An 18,328-nucleotide genomic window follows, 5' to 3' on the forward strand; every position below is an offset into this window, starting at 1 on the left:
CAGGAGGAACGAGTGGCACAGATCATCGCCGAGGTCTCACGGACGTTCAACGAGTTTCTGCTCTTGCCGAACCGGACTCGGACCGACTGCTCGGCTGCGACGGTCGACCTGCGCACGCCGCTGGTGCGGCACCTCGCGGGTGAGGCGTCGGCGATCGAGCTGCAGTCCCCGTTCACGTCCGCGATCATGCAGGCCGTCAGCACACCCGAGCTCGCGATCGCGCTGGCGCGCAACGGTGGTTTCAGCTTCCTGCACCACAACCAGTCGATCCAGGACCAGGCTGCGGCGGTCCGTCAGGTGAAGAACTTCAAGGCCGGGTTCGTCACCAGCGATACCAACGTCCGCCCCGACGACAGCCTGAGCCTGCTGGTCGATGTCATGCGCCGCACCGGTCACAGCACCGCCGCGGTCACCCACGACGGGACCGCCACCGGCCGCCTGCTCGGCCTGGTGACCTCCCGCGACTTCCACCCCCAGCGCCACGACCTCGACGGACCGGTCAGCGGCCGGATGACCGCCGTCGCCGACCTGCCGCACGCCGGTGCCGACATCACGCTCTCCGAGGCCAACGCGCGGCTGTGGGACGAACGGCTGGACTGCCTCCCGGTGCTGGACGCCGGGGGTCACCTGCAGCAGCTGGTGTTCCGTTCCGACTACGCGGACAACAAGCGCTTCCCGAACCAGGTCGTGGACGCTGCCAAGCGGCTGCGGGTGGGCGCGGGCATCAACACCCACGACTATCAGGAGCGGGTCCCGGCCCTGCTGGAGGCGGGCGCGGACGCGCTGTGCTTCGACTCGTCCGACGGCTACAGCGACTGGCAGGCACAGGCGCTGTCCTGGGTGAAGAAGCACTATCCGGAGATCCCGGTCGGTGGCGGCAACGTGGTCGACGGCGAGGCGTTCACCTTTCTCGCCGAGGCGGGGGCGGACTTCGTCAAGGTCGGGGTGGGCGGCGGCTCCATCTGCATCACCCGGGACCAGAAGGGCATCGGCCGCGGCCAGGCCAGCGCCGTGCTGGACGTCGCGGCGGCCCGGGACGCCTTCCGCGAACGCACCGGCGAGTACGTGCCGATCTGCTCCGACGGCGGGCTGGTGCACGACTACCACGTGGCGCTGGCACTGGCGATGGGGGCCGACTTCGTCATGATGGGGCGTTACTTCGCGCGCTTCGACCAGGCGGCCGGCGCGAAGCTGCCCACCCGTGACGGCTTCGTGAAGGAGTACTGGGGTGAGGGTTCGAACCGGGCCCGCAACTGGCAGCGCTACGGCCAGGGCGGCCAGGGCCTGATCTTCGAGGAAGGCGTGGACGGCTACGTCCCCTACGCGGGCGACCTCAACGAAGGGCTCGCCCTGACCATCGCCAAGCTCAAGACCACGATGGTCTCCTGCGGCTCCACCACCCTGCCGGAGTTCCAGTCGACGGCCCGGCTGACGCTCGTTTCGGACCAGAGCTTCCAGGAGAGCCACGCCAACGTCACCCTGCGGGACACCCCGGCGACGGTCTCCTGACAAGCTGCTGAGTCCCGACAGGCGGACCACTGGTGGGAGGGGAATGGTGCAGGGTCGCGCCAATCCCCTCCCGCCAGTGGTCCTTTGCATGCGCGGGGCGGACCGGGTCAGTTGCCCGGACGGGAGGCCGTCCAGCCGTGTTCGAGCAACGCGAAGGCCTCGTCGGCGGCGCGGCGCGGATCGGCGTGCCGCAGGATGAGGCCGCGGGCCTCCAGCGCGAAACGAGCCAGGGCAGCGCAGCTGACGTCGTCCTCGGGGGCACCGACAGACTCGGCGATGGCTCGCGCCAGGGCCGCTTCGTGGCGGGTCCACATGCGGTGGGCGTAGTCGCGCAGCGCGGGGGTCTCCTGCACCATGCGCGTGAAGTCGGCGAACCGCGGGTCCGCGGCGTGGACGGCGAGCTGGGTCTGCCTCAGCAGGATGTGCTCGCGCAACGCCTGCGGGATCGACTGGCCTGGGGTGCGGTCGCGCACGGCGGCGACGAGCGCGGCTTCCAGGTCGTCGTCCTGGTCGAAGACCAGGGCTTCCTTGCCGGAGAAGTGCTTGAACAGGGTGGTCACCGAGACATCGGCGGCATCGGCGACCTCCTTGACGCCGACCTGGTCGTAGCCGCGTTCGAGGAAGAGCTCGAGTGCGGCGTCGGCCAGGGACTGGCGGGTCTGGGCCTTCTTGCGCTCGCGGCGCCCGGTCGGTTCGGTCACTCGCCCACCATACCCCAGAGTGCAGTGGCTATGAAAGTTGAGTCGTTGCACTTATTTCGTGAGTGTGCTTTCTTGGTGGTGCCGGGCCTCCCGGCGTCCCATCCACCTCCCGAAGGACACACCCATGAACTCTGCTCGTGATCCCCGCATCGCGATCGTCGGCGCCGGCCTCGGTGGCCTCGCCTGCGCCCGAGTCCTGCAGCGACACGGCCGCTCCGTCACCGTTTTCGAACGCGAGGCCGCCGCCGACGCCCGCCCGCAGGGCGGCACCCTCGACCTGCACGCCGACACCGGTCAGGCCGCCCTGCGGGCGGCGGGGCTCCTCGACCGGTTCCAAGCCCTCGCCCGCCCGGAAGGAGAGGAGTGGCGCGTGCTCGACTTCGCCGACGCCGCCCTCCTCGCGCATCAGGGGCCTTCCGCCGCCGGCGGCCGACCGGAGATCGATCGAGGCCAACTGCGCGGTCTGTTCCTGGACTCGATCACCGAGGGCACGGTGCGGTGGGACCGCGCCGCCAGCGGGGTCACCCCGCTGGCGGACGGCAGCTGCCGGCTGCACTTCGCCGACGGCACCGCCGAGGACTTCGACCTGGTCGTCGGTGCCGACGGCGCCTGGTCGCGCGTCCGCCCGGCCCTGTCACCCGCCGCCCCCAGCTACACCGGTGTCACCTTCGTCGAGACCGGATTCGACCACTGCGACACCCGCCATCCCGACCTCGCACGGCTGGTCGGCAACGGATCGATGCTGGCGAAGGGCGCCGGCCGGTCCCTGGTCGCCCAGCGCAACAGCAACGGCCACATCCGCGCCTACATCGCGCTCCGCGCGCCGCAGGACTGGCACCTGGCCGCCGGTATCGACCTCGGCGACCAGCAGGCCGCGCGGACGCAGTTGCTGAGGATGTTCGACGGCTGGGACGAGAGCCTGCGCTACCTCCTGCGGAACAGCGACAGCGAGTTCGTCAACCGGCCCCTGTTCGTCCTGCCCGCCCCGCACACCTGGGAGCACGTTCCCGGCGTCACCCTGCTCGGCGACGCCGCGCACCTGATGCCCCCGGTCGGGCTGGGCGCCAATCTCGCCATGCTCGACGGCTCCGACCTCGCCCACGCCCTCATCACCGAGTCCAGTGTCGACGACGCCGTCCGCGCCTACGAGAGCATCATGCTGCCGCGCTCGATCGAGGCCGCGACGGGCAGTGCGCAGGGACTCGACCACCTCGTTCCCGCGACGGCCTGCTGAGCCGCCCCCGGGTTGGCAGGCCGGGCGGCGGTGAACCGGTGGGTGGGTCGTATGCCTTGGAGTGGTGCAGTGCTCGTACATCAACGATCGTGCGGTCGAAGGGAGTTCTTCGTGGGCACCGCCCTCGAGCAGCTGACCGGGGCGGCCGACGGAGTACCTTGACAGACATCCCATGAGCTCGTGCACGCGCCGTCAGGTGGGTGCCTCACGGCAAGTTGAGCTCCTCGCGGGCTGCCGCCACCCAGCGCAGCACGCCGTGGGATCGGGTGCTCTCGGCCAACTCTGTCGCTTCCTTGAGTAGCGCCGCCGCGTCGTCCCGCCGCTCCTGCTGGGTGGCCAGATAAGCCAGCCCGATCAGATTCGCCGCGACTCCCGGCAGGAATCCCAGATCCCGGCGCAGACGAGTGGACTCCTCGAAGTGCGCACGGGCCTCGTCCAGGCGGCCGGCCATGTGGTCGGCGAAGCCGAGGTGCCGTAGGGCGTAGGACGTCGTCAGCCGGTCGCCGGCCCGGGTGGCAAGTTTGAGGGCACGCTCGAAGGCGGGCACGGCGGTCTCGACGTCGTCGCGGATCACCTGGTGGAAGGTGCCGACCCAGAACACCGCCTCGCCCTCACCCCGCACATCGCCGAGCCGCCTGTACAGCGCCGCCGCACGCTCGAAGAGCTCCAGCTCCCGCGCATCCTCGACCCGCTCCTCCAGGAAGCGGGCGTGGATCACCCGGCCGCGGGCCAGTGCAAGGTCCGCCTCGACCTCGTCGAGGCCCCGGTCGGCAGACGACAGCGCACCGCTGTCGCCGCCGAACACGGCACGTTCATAGAGGAGTCCGGCCTGCTTGATCCGCTCGTCCGCAGTCATGCCGTGATCGTATCGACCACATGCAAGCCCAGGCCCGAGGACCCTTCCGCCCTTCCGCCCTTCCGCCCTTCCGCCGAGGTCGTGCCGCTAGGGATGGTTCAGCGGTCGCCTGCCAACGGTCGTGCCGTGGGCGGGAGTTCGTCTCGGCTGTGCTCGCCGGGCCTCGTGCTGACCGACGACCGACAGCCGCATTACCTGACGGGTAATCGACAGGCGGTGCCGGTGCGGAGATCGTGTGCTGACCGACAGCGTTGCTGTACGCGTCATCCACGAGGAGTCATCCAGATGAGCACTGAAGCACGGCCGCAGTCCGCCCCGGTGGGCCAGGCCGCGGCGGGCCCACCGCCCTGGATCGCCCTTCCCGTCGTGCTGGTGGGCATCTTCATGCCCACCCTCGACTTCTTCATCGTCAACGTCGCGGTCCCCTCGATCCATACGGGGCTGCACGCCGGCGACGCGGCAGTGCAGCTCGTCATCGCCGGCTACGGCGTTGCCTACGCGGCGGGGCTGATCACCGGCGGGCGCCTCGGTGACCTGTACGGTCGGCGCCGCGTCTTCGTCCTGGGCCTGGCGGCGTTCACCCTCACCTCGCTGCTCGCGGGCGTCGCGCAGAACACCGAAGAGCTGATCATCGCGCGCGTGCTGCAGGGCGTGGCCGCGGCCGTCGTGACCCCGCAGGTGCTCGCCATCATCACCACGGCGTTCACCGGCAAGGCCCGTACCCCCGCTTTCAACGCCTTCGGGCTGTCCGTCGGGCTCGCCGGGGTCTTCGGCCAGATCCTCGGCGGTGCGCTGATCGCCGCGAACGTCGACGGCTGGGGCTGGCGCAGCGTCTTCCTGATCAACGTCCCGGTTGGCCTCGTCGCCCTGGCACTGGCGCCGAAGCTGGTCCCGGAGTCCCACGGCGAGGAGCGCAACCGGCTCGACCTGGTCGGCATGCTGCTGGTGTCCGCAGGTCTGACCGCCGTCGTACTACCGCTGGTCCAGGGCCGTCAGGAACACTGGCCGGAGTGGATCTGGCTGATCCTGATCGCCTCGGTACCGCTGCTGGCCGGGTTCGTCGCCTACGAGAAGCGGCTGGGCAGGCGGAACGGCTCCCCGCTGATCGACCTGACCCTGTTCCGCGAGCGGGCGTTCTCGGCGGGGCTGGCCATCACGCTGAGCTACTTCCTGGCGATGGGGTCGTTCTTCCTGGTTCTCGCGCTGTACCTGCAGCAGGGCCAGGGGCTGTCCCCGCTGCGGTCCGGGCTGGTCTTCAGCACCGTCGGCTTCGGCTTCTTCGCCACCTCGGCGATCGCCCCGGTGGCGGCGGCCAGGCTCGGGCGGCAGATCCTGGCCGTCGGCGCGCTGGGGGTGGCGGTCGGCTACGCCATCACCGCGGAGACCGTCCAGCACCTCGGCCCGCACGGCTCCATCGCCTGGCTGGTCCCGGGCCTGCTGGTGGCCGGCTTCGGCATGGGCTTCGTGACCGCGCCGCTGTCGTCGACCGTGCTCGCCCGCGTGGTCCCCCGTCACGCCGCGGCGGCCTCCGGCGCGCTGTCGACGGCACAGGAGGCTGGTGGCGCCCTGGGCGTGGCTCTGGTCGGCATCGTGTACTTCGGCCAGATCGGCCACGCCACATCCGCCCACGCGTTCGCACTCAGCCTCGAACTGCTCATCGGGTTCTGCGTGCTGAGTGCGCTCATCGTCCAGTTCCTGCCGCGTACCGGCGCGCGGCCCGACGGCCGCTGACGCCGGTGAGGCGTCGATCGCGGGTAATCGGCGCCTCCGCATGATGAACCCGACGAGGACATGGCGGTGTCCAACTACCATCCAAGTGTGACCATGCCGAAGGAGTACGCGGACGAGGCCGGGGTCGGGCCGCTGCTCCGGGAGTGGCGGCAGCGACGGAATCTGACCCAGCTGGCTCTGGCCCACTTGGCGAACACCTCGGCCCGGCATGTGAGTTTCGTGGAAACCGGCCGGTCGCGGCCCAGTCGGGCCCTGCTGTCGCGCCTGGCGGACCACCTGGACATCCCCGCCAGGCAACGCAACGCCCTGTACGTCGCGGCGGGATACGCGCCGGTCTTCGAGCGGTCCCGACTGGATTCCCCTCGACTCAGGCTCGTCAACCAGACCGTCGAACGCCTCTTCGAGGCCCACGAACCGTTCCCCGCCCTGGCCCTCGACGCCGACGAGGACATCGTCTCGATGAACCGCGCCGCGGCGCTGCTGGCCCGCGAGGTGCCGGCCGGACTGCTGAAACCACCGGTCAACCTCATGCGGGTGGCGCTGCACCCGGAGGGACTGGCCCGGCAGATCGTGAACTTGGCGGAGTGGCGCGAGCACATGCTCGGGCGGTTGTACCGGCAGATGGTCCACTCGGGACTGCCGAGCCTGCGCTCGCTGTACCAGGAGGTGTCGGCGTACGCGGGGACGAGTGCGGACGCCGGGGCAGCGGCGGAGAACAGCGTACTGACGCTGCTGCACATGCGCCTGTTCGACACCGAGATCCGGCTGTTCAGCACCATCACCACGTTCGGTGCCACCACCGACATCACCGTGGCGGAGCTGTCGCTGGAGACCTTTCATCCAGCCGACGAACACACCGCCAAGGTCTTCAGAGAGGCACTGGAGGTCAGGCCGGACCGTGTGCCGTCGGCCGGTTGAGGGTGCCTTCGAGTCACGTTGAGGACTGACGTTGAGGACTCACGTTGAGTCAATCACCGGCCTGGTCAACGACCACCCCGAGCCAGAGATGGAGCTCGATGTCGCCATCGCCGTAGTTGACGAAGACCTGGAGCACCAGCTTCGACTCGCCCACCCGCCAGTACACGGCCGAGCCGGAGTCCGAATCGCGCAGTTCCTCCGTCTCATCGACCGGTTCGCCGTACTGCTCGGTGATCCGACGGGCGAGCAGTTGCTGATCCGTCTGGAAGTCCCCCGTCGCGTCGAGGCCCACGTCGAGGTCCGCGCCCCACTCCGCCTCGCTGACGTAACCGTCGCGCAGCACGACCAGCGCCCCGCGGCGCACCTGCTCCAGGTAGTACTCATCGAGATCACTCAGGTCGTAGGCGTCGGCCCGGTCCTCGTCCAGGGCCACCGGGAGGAACGGCCGCGGCTCGGCCGCGAGCAGCGACCGCACCAGTTCGACGAGTTCGTCGTCCCCGGAGGGGATCTCGTCGAACAGATCCCAGGACGGATCGTCTTCAAGCGGCAGCGCTGCCGGGTCGCACTCGACCGACCCGGCATCGTGCGACAGCAGCGCGCCAGGCACGACGATGTCAGACACGACGACGTCAGGTGCGGACGGAACGTGGGCGTTTGATTCGCCTTCAGCGGCAGATGCGGACATGGCGAACACCGTATCGACCCGGTACGACAGCCCCGAGGGGCACCGCCGCTGAGCCTCTCCGCCCGGCCCGCTCGCCACTCCCCCGCACAACCGATCCGCGATCGGAAAGCCTCCAAGCGAGCGCCATCCCCGGGGGTCGGACAACCGAAGGACCGCCTTGGCACAACCAATGGTTGTGGCCATAGGGTGTCGACATGGACCTCGACACCATCCGGACCTTCGTCGCCGCCGCCGACGCGGGGCAGTTCCAGGAGGCCGCCGCCGAGCTGGCGGTCACCCAGCAGGCCGTCTCGAAGCGCATCGCCACGCTGGAGCGCAACCTGGGCGTGCGGCTGTTCACCCGCACCGCGCGCGGCGCCGAGCTCACCATCGACGGGCAGGCGTTCCTGCCCCACGCGCGCGAGTTGCTGCGCGTCGCCGAGCGCGCGGTCGCGTCCGTGCGCACCGGCCGCCGTCCGCTGCGGGTGGACGTGATCGCTTCGCGCGTCGCTCCGTCGGGCCTGATGCGCGGCTTCCACCGCGCGCACCCCGACGTCGACCTCGACGTGCTGATGCTGTTCGACATCGAGACGGCCGTCGCCGCCATCCGGTCCGGTGAGATCGACGCGTCCTTCCGCGCCGTCGCCATGCCCGGCCGGCCCCTTCCCGAGGACATCGAGTCCGTCCGGGTGCTCGACGAACCGCTCCAGCTCCTCACCGGCCCCGCCCACGCGCTGGCGGGCGCCCGGTCGGTGACCGTCGCTCAGCTCGCCGGACACCGGATCTGGATGCCCGGCCTCGTCCCCGGTACCGAGTGGGCCGCCTACTACGACGACCTCGTCGCCCGGTTCGACCTCACCATCGAGGCGACCGGCCCCAACTTCGGCTCCGACGCGCTCCTCGACACCATCGCCGACACCCCGGCGCTGGCCACCTTCATGGGCGAGCACACCCGCCTCGTCTGGCCCGCCGGCCACGGCCTGCGCCGCATCCCGGTGACCGACCCGACGCCCGTCTACCCGCACTCGCTCCTCTGGCACCGCGACAACCCCCACCCGGCACTGGCCACCCTCCGCGCCCACCTCGCCGGCACCGCGGCCGACCAGGGCACCGCCGGGACCTGGGCGCCGGGCTGGGTGGTTCCGCGCCGAACGGACAGCTGAACGGATGGCCGAACGGATTACGGACGGGCGCGCCTTCGAGCAGGCGGGCGTGCTCCAGGACGGTGCACGGCTCTTGACACACATCCGAAACGGGTGCGTTTACTTAGCTACTTGTTGGATTGTGTTCCGTTCTGGTCGGTTCGCCGCGTGTGGCCCCGCTGCCACCTGACTGACGATGCCGCGCGCGCCCGAACGGTCCGGACGGAAGAGATGAAGGTGCGCCGATGAGCCTGTTCCTGTTCACCCGCTCAAGACGAGGGGCCTCGCGTCGGCCACTGGGGCGGGCCGCGCTCGGGGCGGCGATGCTGCTGGGTTCGTTCTCCGGAGTGCTGACCGCCGAGCCGGCGACGGCTTCGGCGCCGGCCCCCGCGCCGGCCAACGGCCTGGCGGCGCTGACACCCACGCCTCCGATGGGGTGGAGCAGCTGGGACTACATCAGGAAGAACCCGACCGCCGCGAACATCGAGGCGGAGGCCGACTACCTGGTCAGCAGCGGACTGAGCACGGCGGGCTACAAGCTGGTCAGCATCGACGACTTCTGGATGTCGTGCGACACCTACAGCGCGGCGATGGGGCACAACACGTACGACACGGACGCGAACGGCTACTGGACGCCCAGTTCGGCGTTCCCCGGCGGGATCAAGCCCGTGGCGGACTACGTCCACAAACTGGGGCTGCAGTTGGGCATCTACCTGACTCCGGGCCTGCCCTGGTCCGGCGACGGCAAGCCGATCGCCGGCACGGGCTACAACACCGACCAGATCAAGGTGTCCTCCACGCCCGGCCAGGACGAGACCAACTACAACTGCGCGACCACCCTCGGCGGCAGCCCGGGCGGCAACAACGGCATGGACTACATCAACTACAACACGCCCGCCACGCCCAACGCGGGGCAGGACTACGTGAACGGCTGGGCCGACCTGCTGGCCTCCTGGGGCGTCGACCACCTGAAGCTCGACGGGGTCGGCTCCAACGACACCGCCGACATCCAGGCCTGGAGCACCGCGTTGCAGCAGGCGCCGCGGCCGATCAGCCTGGCCCTGTCCAACGGCGGCGGTGTCGGCGCCGGCATCGCGCCGACGGTGGCCCAGTACGCGAATAGCTGGCGCATCGACGGCGACGTCAACTCGTACCAGGCGTCCGTCTATCCGCTGACCTCGTGGTCGCACGTGTCGGCCCGTTTCGACGACGCGGCGTCCTGGGCGCCCTGGGGCGGCAGTGGTCACTGGAACGACCTCGACTCGGTCGAGGTCGGCAACGGCGGCAACGACGGACTCACCGTGGACGAGCGGCAGTCGACGCTCGCCCTGTGGGCGATGGCCTCTTCGCCGCTGATGATCGGCGCCGATCTGACCAACCTGGATCCGACGGATCTGGCGATGCTGAAGAACCCCGGTCTGATCCAGGTCGACCAGAACGGCGCCGCCGCGACCCGCGTCTACAACGAGGCCGGGCTGCAGGTGTGGAACAAGACCCTCGGTGCCGATGAGCAGGCCGTCGCCTTCTTCAACACCTCCGGCACCGCGACCACGTACGACGTGGGCAGCTATCTGCCGTCCGTCGCGCTGACCGGTTCCGACACCCTGACCGATGTGCTGGGCGACGCGAACCTGCAGCCCGTCCCGTCGAGCGCCACGGACCGGACGGTCACCGTCCCCAGCCACGGCGTCGCGATCGTCGGCGTCACCGGCCCGGCCGGACTGCGGCCGGCGGCCTGCGGCACCCCCGCCACCTTCACCGTCCCCGCGGGCGCCCACACCATGCGCGCGCTGGTGGCCGGTGCGCCGGGCCAGACCGGCTGGGGCACGGGCGGCGGCGGCGGGCAGGCCGGCGGTGCCGGCGGCGCGGTGCTGGCCACCGTCAGTGTCACCCCGGGCCAGACCGTGTCGGCCGTCACCGGCTGCACCTCCACCACGAACAGCGGCGGAGCGGGCTGGTCGACCGGTGGCGGCAGCATGTCCGGTGGCGGAACGGGCGGCGGCTCCTCGGCCGTCTGCGCCTCGAGCACCTGCAGCGCGGGCAGCGGCACCCCCTTGGTGGTGGCCGGCGGCGGTGGCGGCGGTGGCGGCGGCACCTGCAACGGCTACTGGGGCTGGCCCGGCGGTGCCGGTGGCGGCAGTAGCACCTCGGTGACCTCCGACCCCGGTGCCACCGGTTCGGGACCGAGCGGCGCCAACGGCGTCGCCAGCGGCAACCCCGGCGGCCTGGGCGGCGCCAACAACGGCTCCACCGGCAACAACGGCTCCCCCAACGGGGGTAGCGGCTCGGTCCACGACGGTGACTCGGGCGGTGGCGCCGGCATGGTGGGCGGCTGGGGCGGAAACGACTGGGGCTTGGGCTGCCAGTCCCAGGGCGGCGGGGGCGGCGGCTCGTCCTGGGTCTCCGCCACCGCGGGCACCGGAACCGTGTTCGCGACGAGCCAGGTTGCCCAGGCCACGGTCTGGTTCAGCTGACCCTCGGACGACCTCGTGCCCAGCGCGTCGCGGACGCGCTGGGCACGAGCGTTCACTTGGGCCGGCGGCGGGCACGGGCGCCGAGGTGAGCGCGGGTCGGGGACGAGGGCAGGAGCAGGGTGGCGGCGAGGCCGGACACGGCGACCCCAGCACTCACCGTCCAAGCCGTCAGGTACGCCCGGTGGCCGCCGCCCTGCGCGGTCAGGATCGCCGCGTTGGTCGCCGACCCGACCGCGGCACCGAGGCCGACCAGGAGTTCGAACAGCCCTGAGCCGGCCGCGGTGTCCTCGGCCCGCACGCCGTCGACGACGAGGATGCGTGCCGCTCCGGAGATCAGCCCCATCCCGGCGCCGCTGAGGGCGAGCGCCACCGCGAAGTCCGCCGCTCCCGCATGCCGCAGCAGTAGCCCCGTCGCACCCAGCGCTACCAGCGCCGCCCCCAGCACCATGACGTTCCGGTAGCCGACGACCCGCCCGAGCCTGCTGGTGCACGCGGCCAGGACGGTCATCCCGCAGAAGGCCGGCAACAGCACCAGGCCCACCGAGGCGGCCGGCAGCCCGAGCCCCGCGGGGAGGGTCAGATAGGTGGAGTAGGACACCTGCCCACCGAGGACGACGTAGTGCACGACGCAGCCGGCCGCGAAGACCGGCAGCAGGCGCGGTCGCAGCAGGCGGCGTAGGTCGATCAGCGGTGCCGGGCTGCGCAGTTGGACCGTCGCCCAGGCGGCGAGCAGCACCACGCCCGCACCGAGGCAGCCCAGCGTGCCGGACGAGCCCCAGCCCCACGCCGCGCCCTCGTGCAGCGCCAGCGCGACGGGGACCAGAGCTGCGGCCAGCAGCGCGGCACCGGGCCAGTCGACCCGGGCCGCCGCTCCCAGGCGCTCGGGCGCTTCCCCGCGCTCGAACCTGTCTCCGCGCTCCAACCCGTCCCCGCGTCCCGCCCACGGCAGCAGGCCGAGGCCCATGGCCGTCCCGACGGCCGGTGTCCACAGCACGGCGCCGATGCCGGCCGTCCGGAGCAGCAGCGAGGAGCAGGCGCTGCCCAGCAGCACACCGAACATCAGGGCCGCCGACAGGTAGGCGATGGCCCGGTGGGTGTGCCGGATCCCGTGGCGGCGCCGGACCAGGCCCGACATCAGCGGCAGGAAGCCGGCCAGGCAGCCCTGGAGCATCCGCCCCGCCATGAGCAGCGGGTAGTCGGGCGCGAGCGCGATCAGCACGGCGCCGGCCGCGACCGCCGCGGTCGTCGCGCGCAGCACCCGCAGGTGTCCGTGACGGTCTCCCAGCGCGGCCAGCAGCGGCGTGGCGATCGCCGCCGTCAGCGCGGGCCCGGTGACCGTCCAGGCCAGAGCGCTCACCCCCACGTGGTACCGGTCGCCCAGGGCCTGGAAGAGCGAGGTGAAGTAGCTCTGCTGGAAGCCGCTGAACAGCACGATGAGCAGGAGCACGGCAAGGGTGCGCCGCAGTGCCCGCCCGCCGGTCGCGGTGTCGCCGGACGCGATCGCGCCGAACGCGGTGGCGGCGCGGAGCGGTGCCGCGGTCATCCGATCGGGGCCGGCGCGTCGCGGGTGAATCGGCGCAGGGCCGGTTCGGCCGGCAGCGCGGCGCCGTCGGGCGCGCCCTGTCGGGTGCCGGTCAGCGAGGACCAGGTGGGAGCCGACCGGTTCATGCCGTTCACCGCGCGGGTCGCAGCAGCAGCTTGGCGATGCCGTTCTTCTGGATCTCCGAGGTGCCGGTCAGCACCCGGAACATCCGCACCTTGCGGAAGAGGAACTCGACCTCGTTGCCCTGGGTCAGGCCCTCCTTGCCGTGGATCTGCACGGCCTCGTCGAGGATCCGGAACGCGCTCTCGGCGACGTTCAGTTTGCACATGAACGCCTCCAGCCGCGGCACCGTATCGGTGTCCAGCGCCGCGAGCGCCGCGTAGGTCATGGCGCGGGCCGCGTAGTAGGAGGTCGCCATGTCCGCGAGCTTGTGCTGGATCGACTGCAGCTCGGCGAGCGGTGCCCCGGCCACGGTGCGGGTGCCGACCCGCTCCAGGGTCAGTTCCAGCGCGCGGCGGGCCATGCCGAGCACGCTCGGGCAGTGCAGCAGCCGGTTGACGTTGACCCGGCCGAGCCCGAGCAGCAGTCCGTCACCCTCTGCGCCGAGCAGGTTGGCGGCCGGGACCCGGCAGTCGCTCAGCAGGATGTCGCTCTCGATGTGTTCGCCGGACATCGGTACGGCTCCGTCGAGGACTTGGCAGCCGGGACTGTCGAGGTCGACGAGGAAGGCGGAGTAGGTCTTCTCCGTGCCGTCCATGCGGGCGATGACGATGGCGAAGTCGGCGACCGGGCCGGCGCTGGAGAAGACCTTGCGGCCGCTCAGCCGGTAGCCCTGGCCGTCCGGCTCGCGGACGGCGGTGGTGCGCATCGCCCGCACGTCCGAGCCCGCGTCGGTCTCGGTGAGGGAGAAGCAGCAGGCCCGTTCGCCGCGCACCACGGGCAGGAAGTAGCGCTCCAGCTGGTGCGGCGTGGCGGCGGCGAGGATGTCGCCGACCCGCAGCGGACCGCCCATCTCGCCCAGCACGCTGTGCGCGAGCACGCGTCCGGCGGCGGCGATCTCCTCCTTGAGTGCGGCGAGCTGCGTGTACGTCAGGCCCTGGCCGCCGAGCTCGGACGGCAGGTGGATGCCGTAGAAGCCGAGCTCGCGGCTGCGGCGCCAGACCGGCTCCAGCAGGGCACGGGTGATCGGGGTCTGCGGGGTGACGGCATGCTCGCGCTCGTAGTCGGCCAACTCGCCGTCCAGGTAACCGCGCAGCTTGCGCACCAGCTCGTCCAGGAGCGGGTCGTCGGCGTAGTCGGGGCGCAGGGAGAAGAGCATCGGACGGCCTTTCAGTTGACGCGGCGCGCGGCGCCGGCCCAGTAGGTCTCGCGGACGGCCTTGCGGTCGAGCTTGCCGTTGCGGTTGTGCGGGAGTTCGGCGGCGAAGTCGACGGAGCGGGGCTTCTTGAACCGGTCCAGGCGCTCGGCGCAGAAGGCGATCAGCTCGTCGGCGCCGACCCGCGCGCCGTCGCGGACGACCACGACGGCCTTGACCGCCTCGCCCCAGCGTTCGTCCGGGACGCCGATGACACAGGCTTCCTGGACGGCCGGGTGCTCGTCGAGCGCGGCCTCGACCTCGGTCGAGTAGATGTTGAAGCCACCGGAGATGATCATGTCTTTCCTGCGGTCGACGATGAACAGGTAGCCGTCCTCCCGCATCCAGGCCAGATCGCCGGTGCGCACCCAGCCGTCCGCGAAGGTCTCGGCGGTGAGTTCGGGCTCGCGCCAGTAGGAGCGCACGCAGTCCGGGCCGCGCACGACGATCTCGCCGATCTCGCGCGGCTCGGCCTCCCGGCCCTGCTCGTCCACCACCCGGATCTCGGTGTCGTAGCCGGCTCGCCCGCAGGACTGGAGCAGCTCCGGGTCCTGCGCCACGCCGCGGGCGATCTCGGCGGCGGTGAGACCGGCGACCACGGAGGTGGTCTCGGCGAGCCCGTACCCCTGTCCGACGACCGGGCCGAACGCGGCGACCGCCTCGCGCAGCCGCTGCGGCGAGATCGGGGCACCGCCCACCCGCAGGTCGGTCAGACTCGACACGTCGTAGCCGCCGAGGCCCGGGTGCGCGAGCACGGTGGCGAGCATCGCGGGGACGAGGAAGGTGGCGTCGATCCGCTCCCGCGCGACCGTGGCCAGGAAGGCGTCGGGGTCCCAGCCGGGCAGCACGTGGACGGTGGTACCGGCGAAGACGCAGGCCAGCAGCGGCATACCGGTGGCGTGGGTGATCGGGCCGCAGGCCAGGTAGCGGGAGCCGGCCCGCGGGCGGGGCTCGGTCATCAGCTGCTTGCGCATGTTGGCGAGCCGGTTGCCGAAGGTCTGCACGGCCGCTTTCAGCGCGCCCGTCGAGCCCGAGGTGAAGTTGAGCACGCACGGGTCGTCCTGCGCGACCTCCACCCGCACCGGCGCGGTGCCGCCTTCGGCGAGCAGCGCCGCGAACCCGCTCTCGAACTCGACCGGCAGGCAGTCCGTGCCGGCGGCCTCCAGCGCCGCGAGGGCGTCCTCGCGGTGGGCCGCGTCGAAGAGCAGCGCTCTGACGGGCGCGTAGCCGAGCAGGTGCGCGATCTCGGCGCGACCCAGCCGGGCGTTGACGGGCGCGCGCATCAGCCCGGCCTTGTACAGGGCGAACTCGATCACGATCAGCTCACCGCGGTTCCAGGCCAGGCTGGCCACCGCGTCGCCGGGTCCCAGCCCGCGCGCCAGCAGGGCGGCGGCGAGCCGGTTCGCGTCCTCCTCCAACTGCCGGAACGTCCAGCGCCGGTCCGCACAGACGACGGCGGGCGCAGATCCAGGCGGAGGCCGCCAGCGCCGCGCAGCACTTCGGCGCCGGCACCTCGCTGAACACCCAGATCATCGTGGCGACTCCGACCGGCCACTCGACGGCGGGCTTCGGCAGCAGCTACTGCGGCTACCACGGCGCGGTCGCGGCGCTGCCCAGCATCACCTACACCGACCTGCCGTACATGCCGGACGCGGCGGGGTCCTGCGGAGCGGGCAGCGCCAACGGCGCCGCCGGCACCCTGGACGGCGTCAGCATCGTCGCGGGGCACGAACTCGCCGAGACGATCACCGGCCCCCTGATCAACGGCTGGCGGGACAGCGCCGGCGCGGAGATCGCGGACAAGTGCGCCTGGGTCAACATAAGGGACACCAACCTGTCCGGCAGCAGCTTCGCCATGCAGCCGTTGTGGAGCAACAACTCCGGTGGCTGCAGCATGGGTTCGGGCTCCTGGTCCACCTGGCAGCAGCACGGCGCGCCGGCGCCGGGGGTGGCCGCCGGAGCCTCCCCGGTGGTGGCCTCGTGGGGCCCCAAGCGCCTCGACCTGTTCGTCCGGGGCAAGGACGGCGCGATCTGGCACCAGCCGTACGACACCGGCGGCGCGGGTTGGTACCCCTGGGAGTCGATGGGCGGACGCTTCGTCTCCAATCCCGCCGCGGTCGCCTGGGACCCGACCCGGCTCGACCTGTTCGGCGTGGGCACGAACGGCGGTATCTCGCACCGCTCCTGGAGCAGCACGACCGGCTGGAGCGGCTGGACCACCGACTTCGCCGCCCCGCCGCCCGGGGTGGCCTCCGGCGCCACGCCGACCGTGACCTCCTGGGGCACCGGCCGACTCGACCTGTTCGTCCGCGGCAAGGACAACGCGATCTGGCACCTGAGCTACAGCAACGGCTGGAGCAAGTGGGAGAGCCTCGGCGCGAAGGTCATCTCCGATCCGGCGGCGACCTCTCCCAGCAACGGCCGCATCGACCTCTTCGGCCTCGGCACGAACAACAACGTCTGGCACAAGTACTGGACCCCGGGCACCGGTTGGACCAGTTGGTCGCCGGACCTGCCAGCCCTGCCCGTCGGTATCGCGCCCGGCAGCTCGCCGGCGGCCTCCCTGTGGCAGCCGAACGTCGGCGACTCGAGGTCTATGTCCGCGGCAAGGACGGCGCGATCTGGAGCAGCCTCTACAGCGGCGGAAGTTGGGGCGCCTGGTCGTCCCAGGGCGGCACCCTGGCGTCCAACACCACGGCGATCTCCCCCGGCCCCAACGTGATCGACCTGTTCGCGGTCGGCACGAACGGCTCGCTGGACGAGAAGCTCTGGGCCTGACGAACGGGCGCCACCGTCCACCGGACTCCGGAGAGCCACCTTGCCGGCCGCCACCTCCGCGCCTCGATGATCTGGATCAAAGACCTTACCCGGACAGCCTGTTGATCACGACTCCAGCTGCTCCCTAGTCCAGGCTGAGGCGTTTGTTGAGGGCCTCGCCCGCGGGCAGGGTGTCGATGAGCTTGTGAAGGAAGTCGAGCATCGCGTCGGTCTCCAGGCCGTCGGAGGCGGTGTCGATCGAGGTGTAGATGGCCTCCTCGATCCCGGCGACCGCGGTGGCCAGGCGTTCGCCCTCAGGGGTGAGGCTGAGTTGGAGGTAGCGGCGGTCCTCGGCGGCGGTGCGGCGCTCGACCAGCCCGGCCGCGACGGCGCGTTCGACCAGCCGGCTGGGGTTGGTGCCGCTCTCGCACACCAGGAGCTGCCCGAGCCCGTTGAGGCTCAAGGTGCCGTGCCGCTGGAGCAGGCGCAGCACCTCGGCCTGCGACGGGGTGATGCCGTGGGGTTTGAGGGCCTGGGTCAGCAGCCGGTTGCCTTCGCGTTGGGCTGCCAGGATCGCGAACCGCAGGTGTTCGGCCTTACGCATCGGCGCCCTGTCGGGTGATCGGCAGGGCGGCGATGAAGTCCTTGACCGCGGCGGCGTAGGTGGCCGGGTGGGAGAAGCGGAACATGTGGCCGGTGCGCGGCAGCACGACCTCCCGGGCGTCGGGGATGCCCGCGAGCATGATCTTGGAGGCGTTCTCGCCGATCAGCACGTCGTGCGAGGGGGTCAGGATCAGGGTCGGGACCTGGACCTGGCCGAGCACGTCAACGTAGTCGGCCGCGAAGATCGCTGACACGCGCGAACCGTAGGAGGCGGCCGGGGTGTTGGTGAGGAACAGTTCGCGGCTGCGCGCCTCGCTCCAGGGCACCTGACCCTCGCCGTCGAACGGGGAGGCGAGGCGGTGGGCGTGGGCTCGCAGCGTCAGCTGCCGGTAGAACGGGCCGGGCGCCTTGCCCATCACCTGCGCCAGCGCCTTCAACGGCTTCGAGTCGATCGGGTTGGCCGCGAATCCGCCGGACAGGACCAGGGCGCGCAGGCCCCGCGGGCGGCGGATGGCGAGCGCGAGCGCGATGTTCGCGCCGAATGAGTCGCCGACCAGCACGTAGTCGTCGAGGTCCGCGATCGCGTTTTCGACGTGGTCGGCGTAGCGCTCGATGTCCTTGACGCCTTCGGGCAGGCGCAGCGTGCGCTTGGGCGCCTCGCCGTAGGGGGCGAGCTGTTCGACGCTCCACGGGGTACCGGAGAGGCAGGGGATGAAGACGAGGGTCGGGCGCTTCTCTGCAGTGGTCGCAGTGTTCATGGAAGACATATTACACGACACATGTGTCGTGTAATATGTTAGCTGCGTCACACATCGACATGGACACCGCCCCGCCCGTGCGAC

General features: G+C 71.3%; 16 protein-coding genes and 1 pseudogene. 7 read left to right on the plus strand and 10 right to left on the minus strand.

The genetic code is table 11. From position 1 onward, the window contains the following. The first annotated feature begins 12 nt into the window (after positions 1-12). Positions 13-1,509, plus strand: coding sequence for an IMP dehydrogenase (locus tag OG403_RS02890; RefSeq protein WP_329561136.1), 1,497 nt, complete (start codon positions 13-15; stop codon positions 1,507-1,509). 107 nt (positions 1,510-1,616) lie between these two features. On the opposite strand, the gene OG403_RS02895 is transcribed toward OG403_RS02890, so the two are convergent. Further along, positions 1,617-2,210 carry a TetR/AcrR family transcriptional regulator gene (locus OG403_RS02895; protein WP_329561137.1) on the minus strand — a complete coding sequence of 198 codons (594 nt, stop codon included), beginning with the start codon at positions 2,208-2,210 and terminating at the stop codon, positions 1,617-1,619. A 124-nt stretch (positions 2,211-2,334) separates the two neighbouring features. On the opposite strand from OG403_RS02895, the gene OG403_RS02900 reads away from it, so the two are divergent. After that, complete coding sequence (locus tag OG403_RS02900; RefSeq protein ID WP_329561139.1) at positions 2,335-3,444, plus strand: FAD-dependent oxidoreductase; 1,110 nt, start codon at positions 2,335-2,337, stop codon at positions 3,442-3,444. Between the two features lie 205 nt (positions 3,445-3,649). On the opposite strand, the gene OG403_RS02905 is transcribed toward OG403_RS02900, so the two are convergent. Beyond that, entirely contained in the window at positions 3,650-4,300 is a 651-nt protein-coding gene (locus OG403_RS02905) for a tetratricopeptide repeat protein (RefSeq protein WP_329561140.1), read from the minus strand. 285 nt (positions 4,301-4,585) lie between these two features. Here OG403_RS02905 and OG403_RS02910 point away from each other — a divergent pair, with 285 nt between their 5' ends. Both OG403_RS02910 and OG403_RS02915 read left to right on the plus strand, forming a co-directional pair. Beyond that, positions 4,586-6,031 (plus strand): MFS transporter, encoded by a 1,446-nt coding sequence (locus OG403_RS02910; protein ID WP_329561141.1) that lies wholly within the window; start codon positions 4,586-4,588, stop codon positions 6,029-6,031. A gap of 93 nt (positions 6,032-6,124) precedes the next feature. After that, complete coding sequence (locus OG403_RS02915; protein WP_329572069.1) at positions 6,125-6,949, plus strand: helix-turn-helix domain-containing protein; 825 nt, start codon at positions 6,125-6,127, stop codon at positions 6,947-6,949. A gap of 49 nt (positions 6,950-6,998) precedes the next feature. Here the strand turns inward: OG403_RS02915 and OG403_RS02920 are convergent, their stop codons facing one another. Beyond that, positions 6,999-7,634, minus strand: coding sequence for a hypothetical protein (locus OG403_RS02920; protein WP_329561142.1), 636 nt, complete (start codon positions 7,632-7,634; stop codon positions 6,999-7,001). A gap of 194 nt (positions 7,635-7,828) precedes the next feature. On the opposite strand from OG403_RS02920, the gene OG403_RS02925 reads away from it, so the two are divergent. Together OG403_RS02925 and OG403_RS02930 are read left to right on the plus strand one after the other, a co-directional pair. Beyond that, positions 7,829-8,776, plus strand: a complete 948-nt coding sequence (locus OG403_RS02925; RefSeq protein WP_329561144.1) for a LysR family transcriptional regulator — start codon at positions 7,829-7,831, stop codon at positions 8,774-8,776. A 224-nt stretch (positions 8,777-9,000) separates the two neighbouring features. Next, complete coding sequence (locus tag OG403_RS02930; protein ID WP_329561146.1) at positions 9,001-11,229, plus strand: glycoside hydrolase family 27 protein; 2,229 nt, start codon at positions 9,001-9,003, stop codon at positions 11,227-11,229. A gap of 52 nt (positions 11,230-11,281) precedes the next feature. Here the strand turns inward: OG403_RS02930 and OG403_RS02935 are convergent, their stop codons facing one another. The 5 genes and pseudogenes from OG403_RS02935 to OG403_RS02955 all read right to left on the minus strand — a co-directional run. Further along, entirely contained in the window at positions 11,282-12,772 is a 1,491-nt protein-coding gene (locus tag OG403_RS02935) for an MFS transporter (RefSeq protein WP_329561148.1), read from the minus strand. Beyond that, positions 12,769-12,897 carry a hypothetical protein gene (locus OG403_RS02940; protein ID WP_329561150.1) on the minus strand — a complete coding sequence of 43 codons (129 nt, stop codon included), beginning with the start codon at positions 12,895-12,897 and terminating at the stop codon, positions 12,769-12,771. Before OG403_RS02940 ends, OG403_RS02935 begins: the two co-directional genes overlap by 4 nt. Before the next feature lie 5 nt (positions 12,898-12,902). Continuing rightward, positions 12,903-14,090: an acyl-CoA dehydrogenase family protein gene (locus tag OG403_RS02945; protein ID WP_329561151.1), complete on the minus strand. Its 1,188-nt coding sequence runs from the start codon at positions 14,088-14,090 to the stop codon at positions 12,903-12,905. An 11-nt stretch (positions 14,091-14,101) separates the two neighbouring features. After that, on the minus strand, positions 14,102-14,470 hold the full coding sequence (locus OG403_RS02950; RefSeq protein WP_329572071.1) for a class I adenylate-forming enzyme family protein: 369 nt from the start codon (positions 14,468-14,470) through the stop codon (positions 14,102-14,104). 78 nt (positions 14,471-14,548) lie between these two features. Then, a pseudogene (locus OG403_RS02955) lies at positions 14,549-15,589 on the minus strand (AMP-binding protein); the annotation flags it as partial. A 71-nt stretch (positions 15,590-15,660) separates the two neighbouring features. Between OG403_RS02955 and OG403_RS02960 the strand changes: the two are divergent. Beyond that, positions 15,661-16,848: a hypothetical protein gene (locus tag OG403_RS02960; protein ID WP_329561153.1), complete on the plus strand. Its 1,188-nt coding sequence runs from the start codon at positions 15,661-15,663 to the stop codon at positions 16,846-16,848. A gap of 180 nt (positions 16,849-17,028) precedes the next feature. Here OG403_RS02960 and OG403_RS02965 read toward each other — a convergent pair whose 3' ends face one another. Continuing rightward, complete coding sequence (locus OG403_RS02965) at positions 17,029-17,487, minus strand: MarR family winged helix-turn-helix transcriptional regulator (protein WP_329561155.1); 459 nt, start codon at positions 17,485-17,487, stop codon at positions 17,029-17,031. Then, positions 17,480-18,244 (minus strand): alpha/beta fold hydrolase, encoded by a 765-nt coding sequence (locus OG403_RS02970; protein WP_329561156.1) that lies wholly within the window; start codon positions 18,242-18,244, stop codon positions 17,480-17,482. Before OG403_RS02970 ends, OG403_RS02965 begins: the two co-directional genes overlap by 8 nt. Between the last annotated feature and the right edge of the window lie 84 nt (positions 18,245-18,328).

This window comes from Kitasatospora sp. NBC_01266, assembly GCF_036242395.1.
GTDB lineage: Bacteria > Actinomycetota > Actinomycetes > Streptomycetales > Streptomycetaceae > Kitasatospora.

Bases quoted from the DNA above. Each gene is read 5' to 3' on its own strand.
- OG403_RS02900 (WP_329561139.1), top strand. From the start codon at position 2,335: ATGAACTCTGCTCGTGATCCCCGCATCGCGATCGTCGGCGCCGGCCTC.
- OG403_RS02905 (WP_329561140.1), bottom strand. From the start codon at position 4,300: ATGACTGCGGACGAGCGGATCAAGCAGGCCGGACTCCTCTATGAACGT.
- OG403_RS02910 (WP_329561141.1), top strand. From the start codon at position 4,586: ATGAGCACTGAAGCACGGCCGCAGTCCGCCCCGGTGGGCCAGGCCGCG.
- OG403_RS02915 (WP_329572069.1), top strand. From the start codon at position 6,125: ATGCCGAAGGAGTACGCGGACGAGGCCGGGGTCGGGCCGCTGCTCCGG.
- OG403_RS02920 (WP_329561142.1), bottom strand. From the start codon at position 7,634: ATGTCCGCATCTGCCGCTGAAGGCGAATCAAACGCCCACGTTCCGTCC.
- OG403_RS02925 (WP_329561144.1), top strand. From the start codon at position 7,829: ATGGACCTCGACACCATCCGGACCTTCGTCGCCGCCGCCGACGCGGGG.
- OG403_RS02930 (WP_329561146.1), top strand. From the start codon at position 9,001: ATGAGCCTGTTCCTGTTCACCCGCTCAAGACGAGGGGCCTCGCGTCGG.
- OG403_RS02935 (WP_329561148.1), bottom strand. From the start codon at position 12,772: ATGACCGCGGCACCGCTCCGCGCCGCCACCGCGTTCGGCGCGATCGCG.
- OG403_RS02940 (WP_329561150.1), bottom strand. From the start codon at position 12,897: ATGAACCGGTCGGCTCCCACCTGGTCCTCGCTGACCGGCACCCGACAG.
- OG403_RS02945 (WP_329561151.1), bottom strand. From the start codon at position 14,090: ATGCTCTTCTCCCTGCGCCCCGACTACGCCGACGACCCGCTCCTGGAC.
- OG403_RS02950 (WP_329572071.1), bottom strand. From the start codon at position 14,470: ATGCGGGAGGACGGCTACCTGTTCATCGTCGACCGCAGGAAAGACATG.
- OG403_RS02965 (WP_329561155.1), bottom strand. From the start codon at position 17,487: ATGCGTAAGGCCGAACACCTGCGGTTCGCGATCCTGGCAGCCCAACGC.
- OG403_RS02970 (WP_329561156.1), bottom strand. From the start codon at position 18,244: ATGAACACTGCGACCACTGCAGAGAAGCGCCCGACCCTCGTCTTCATC.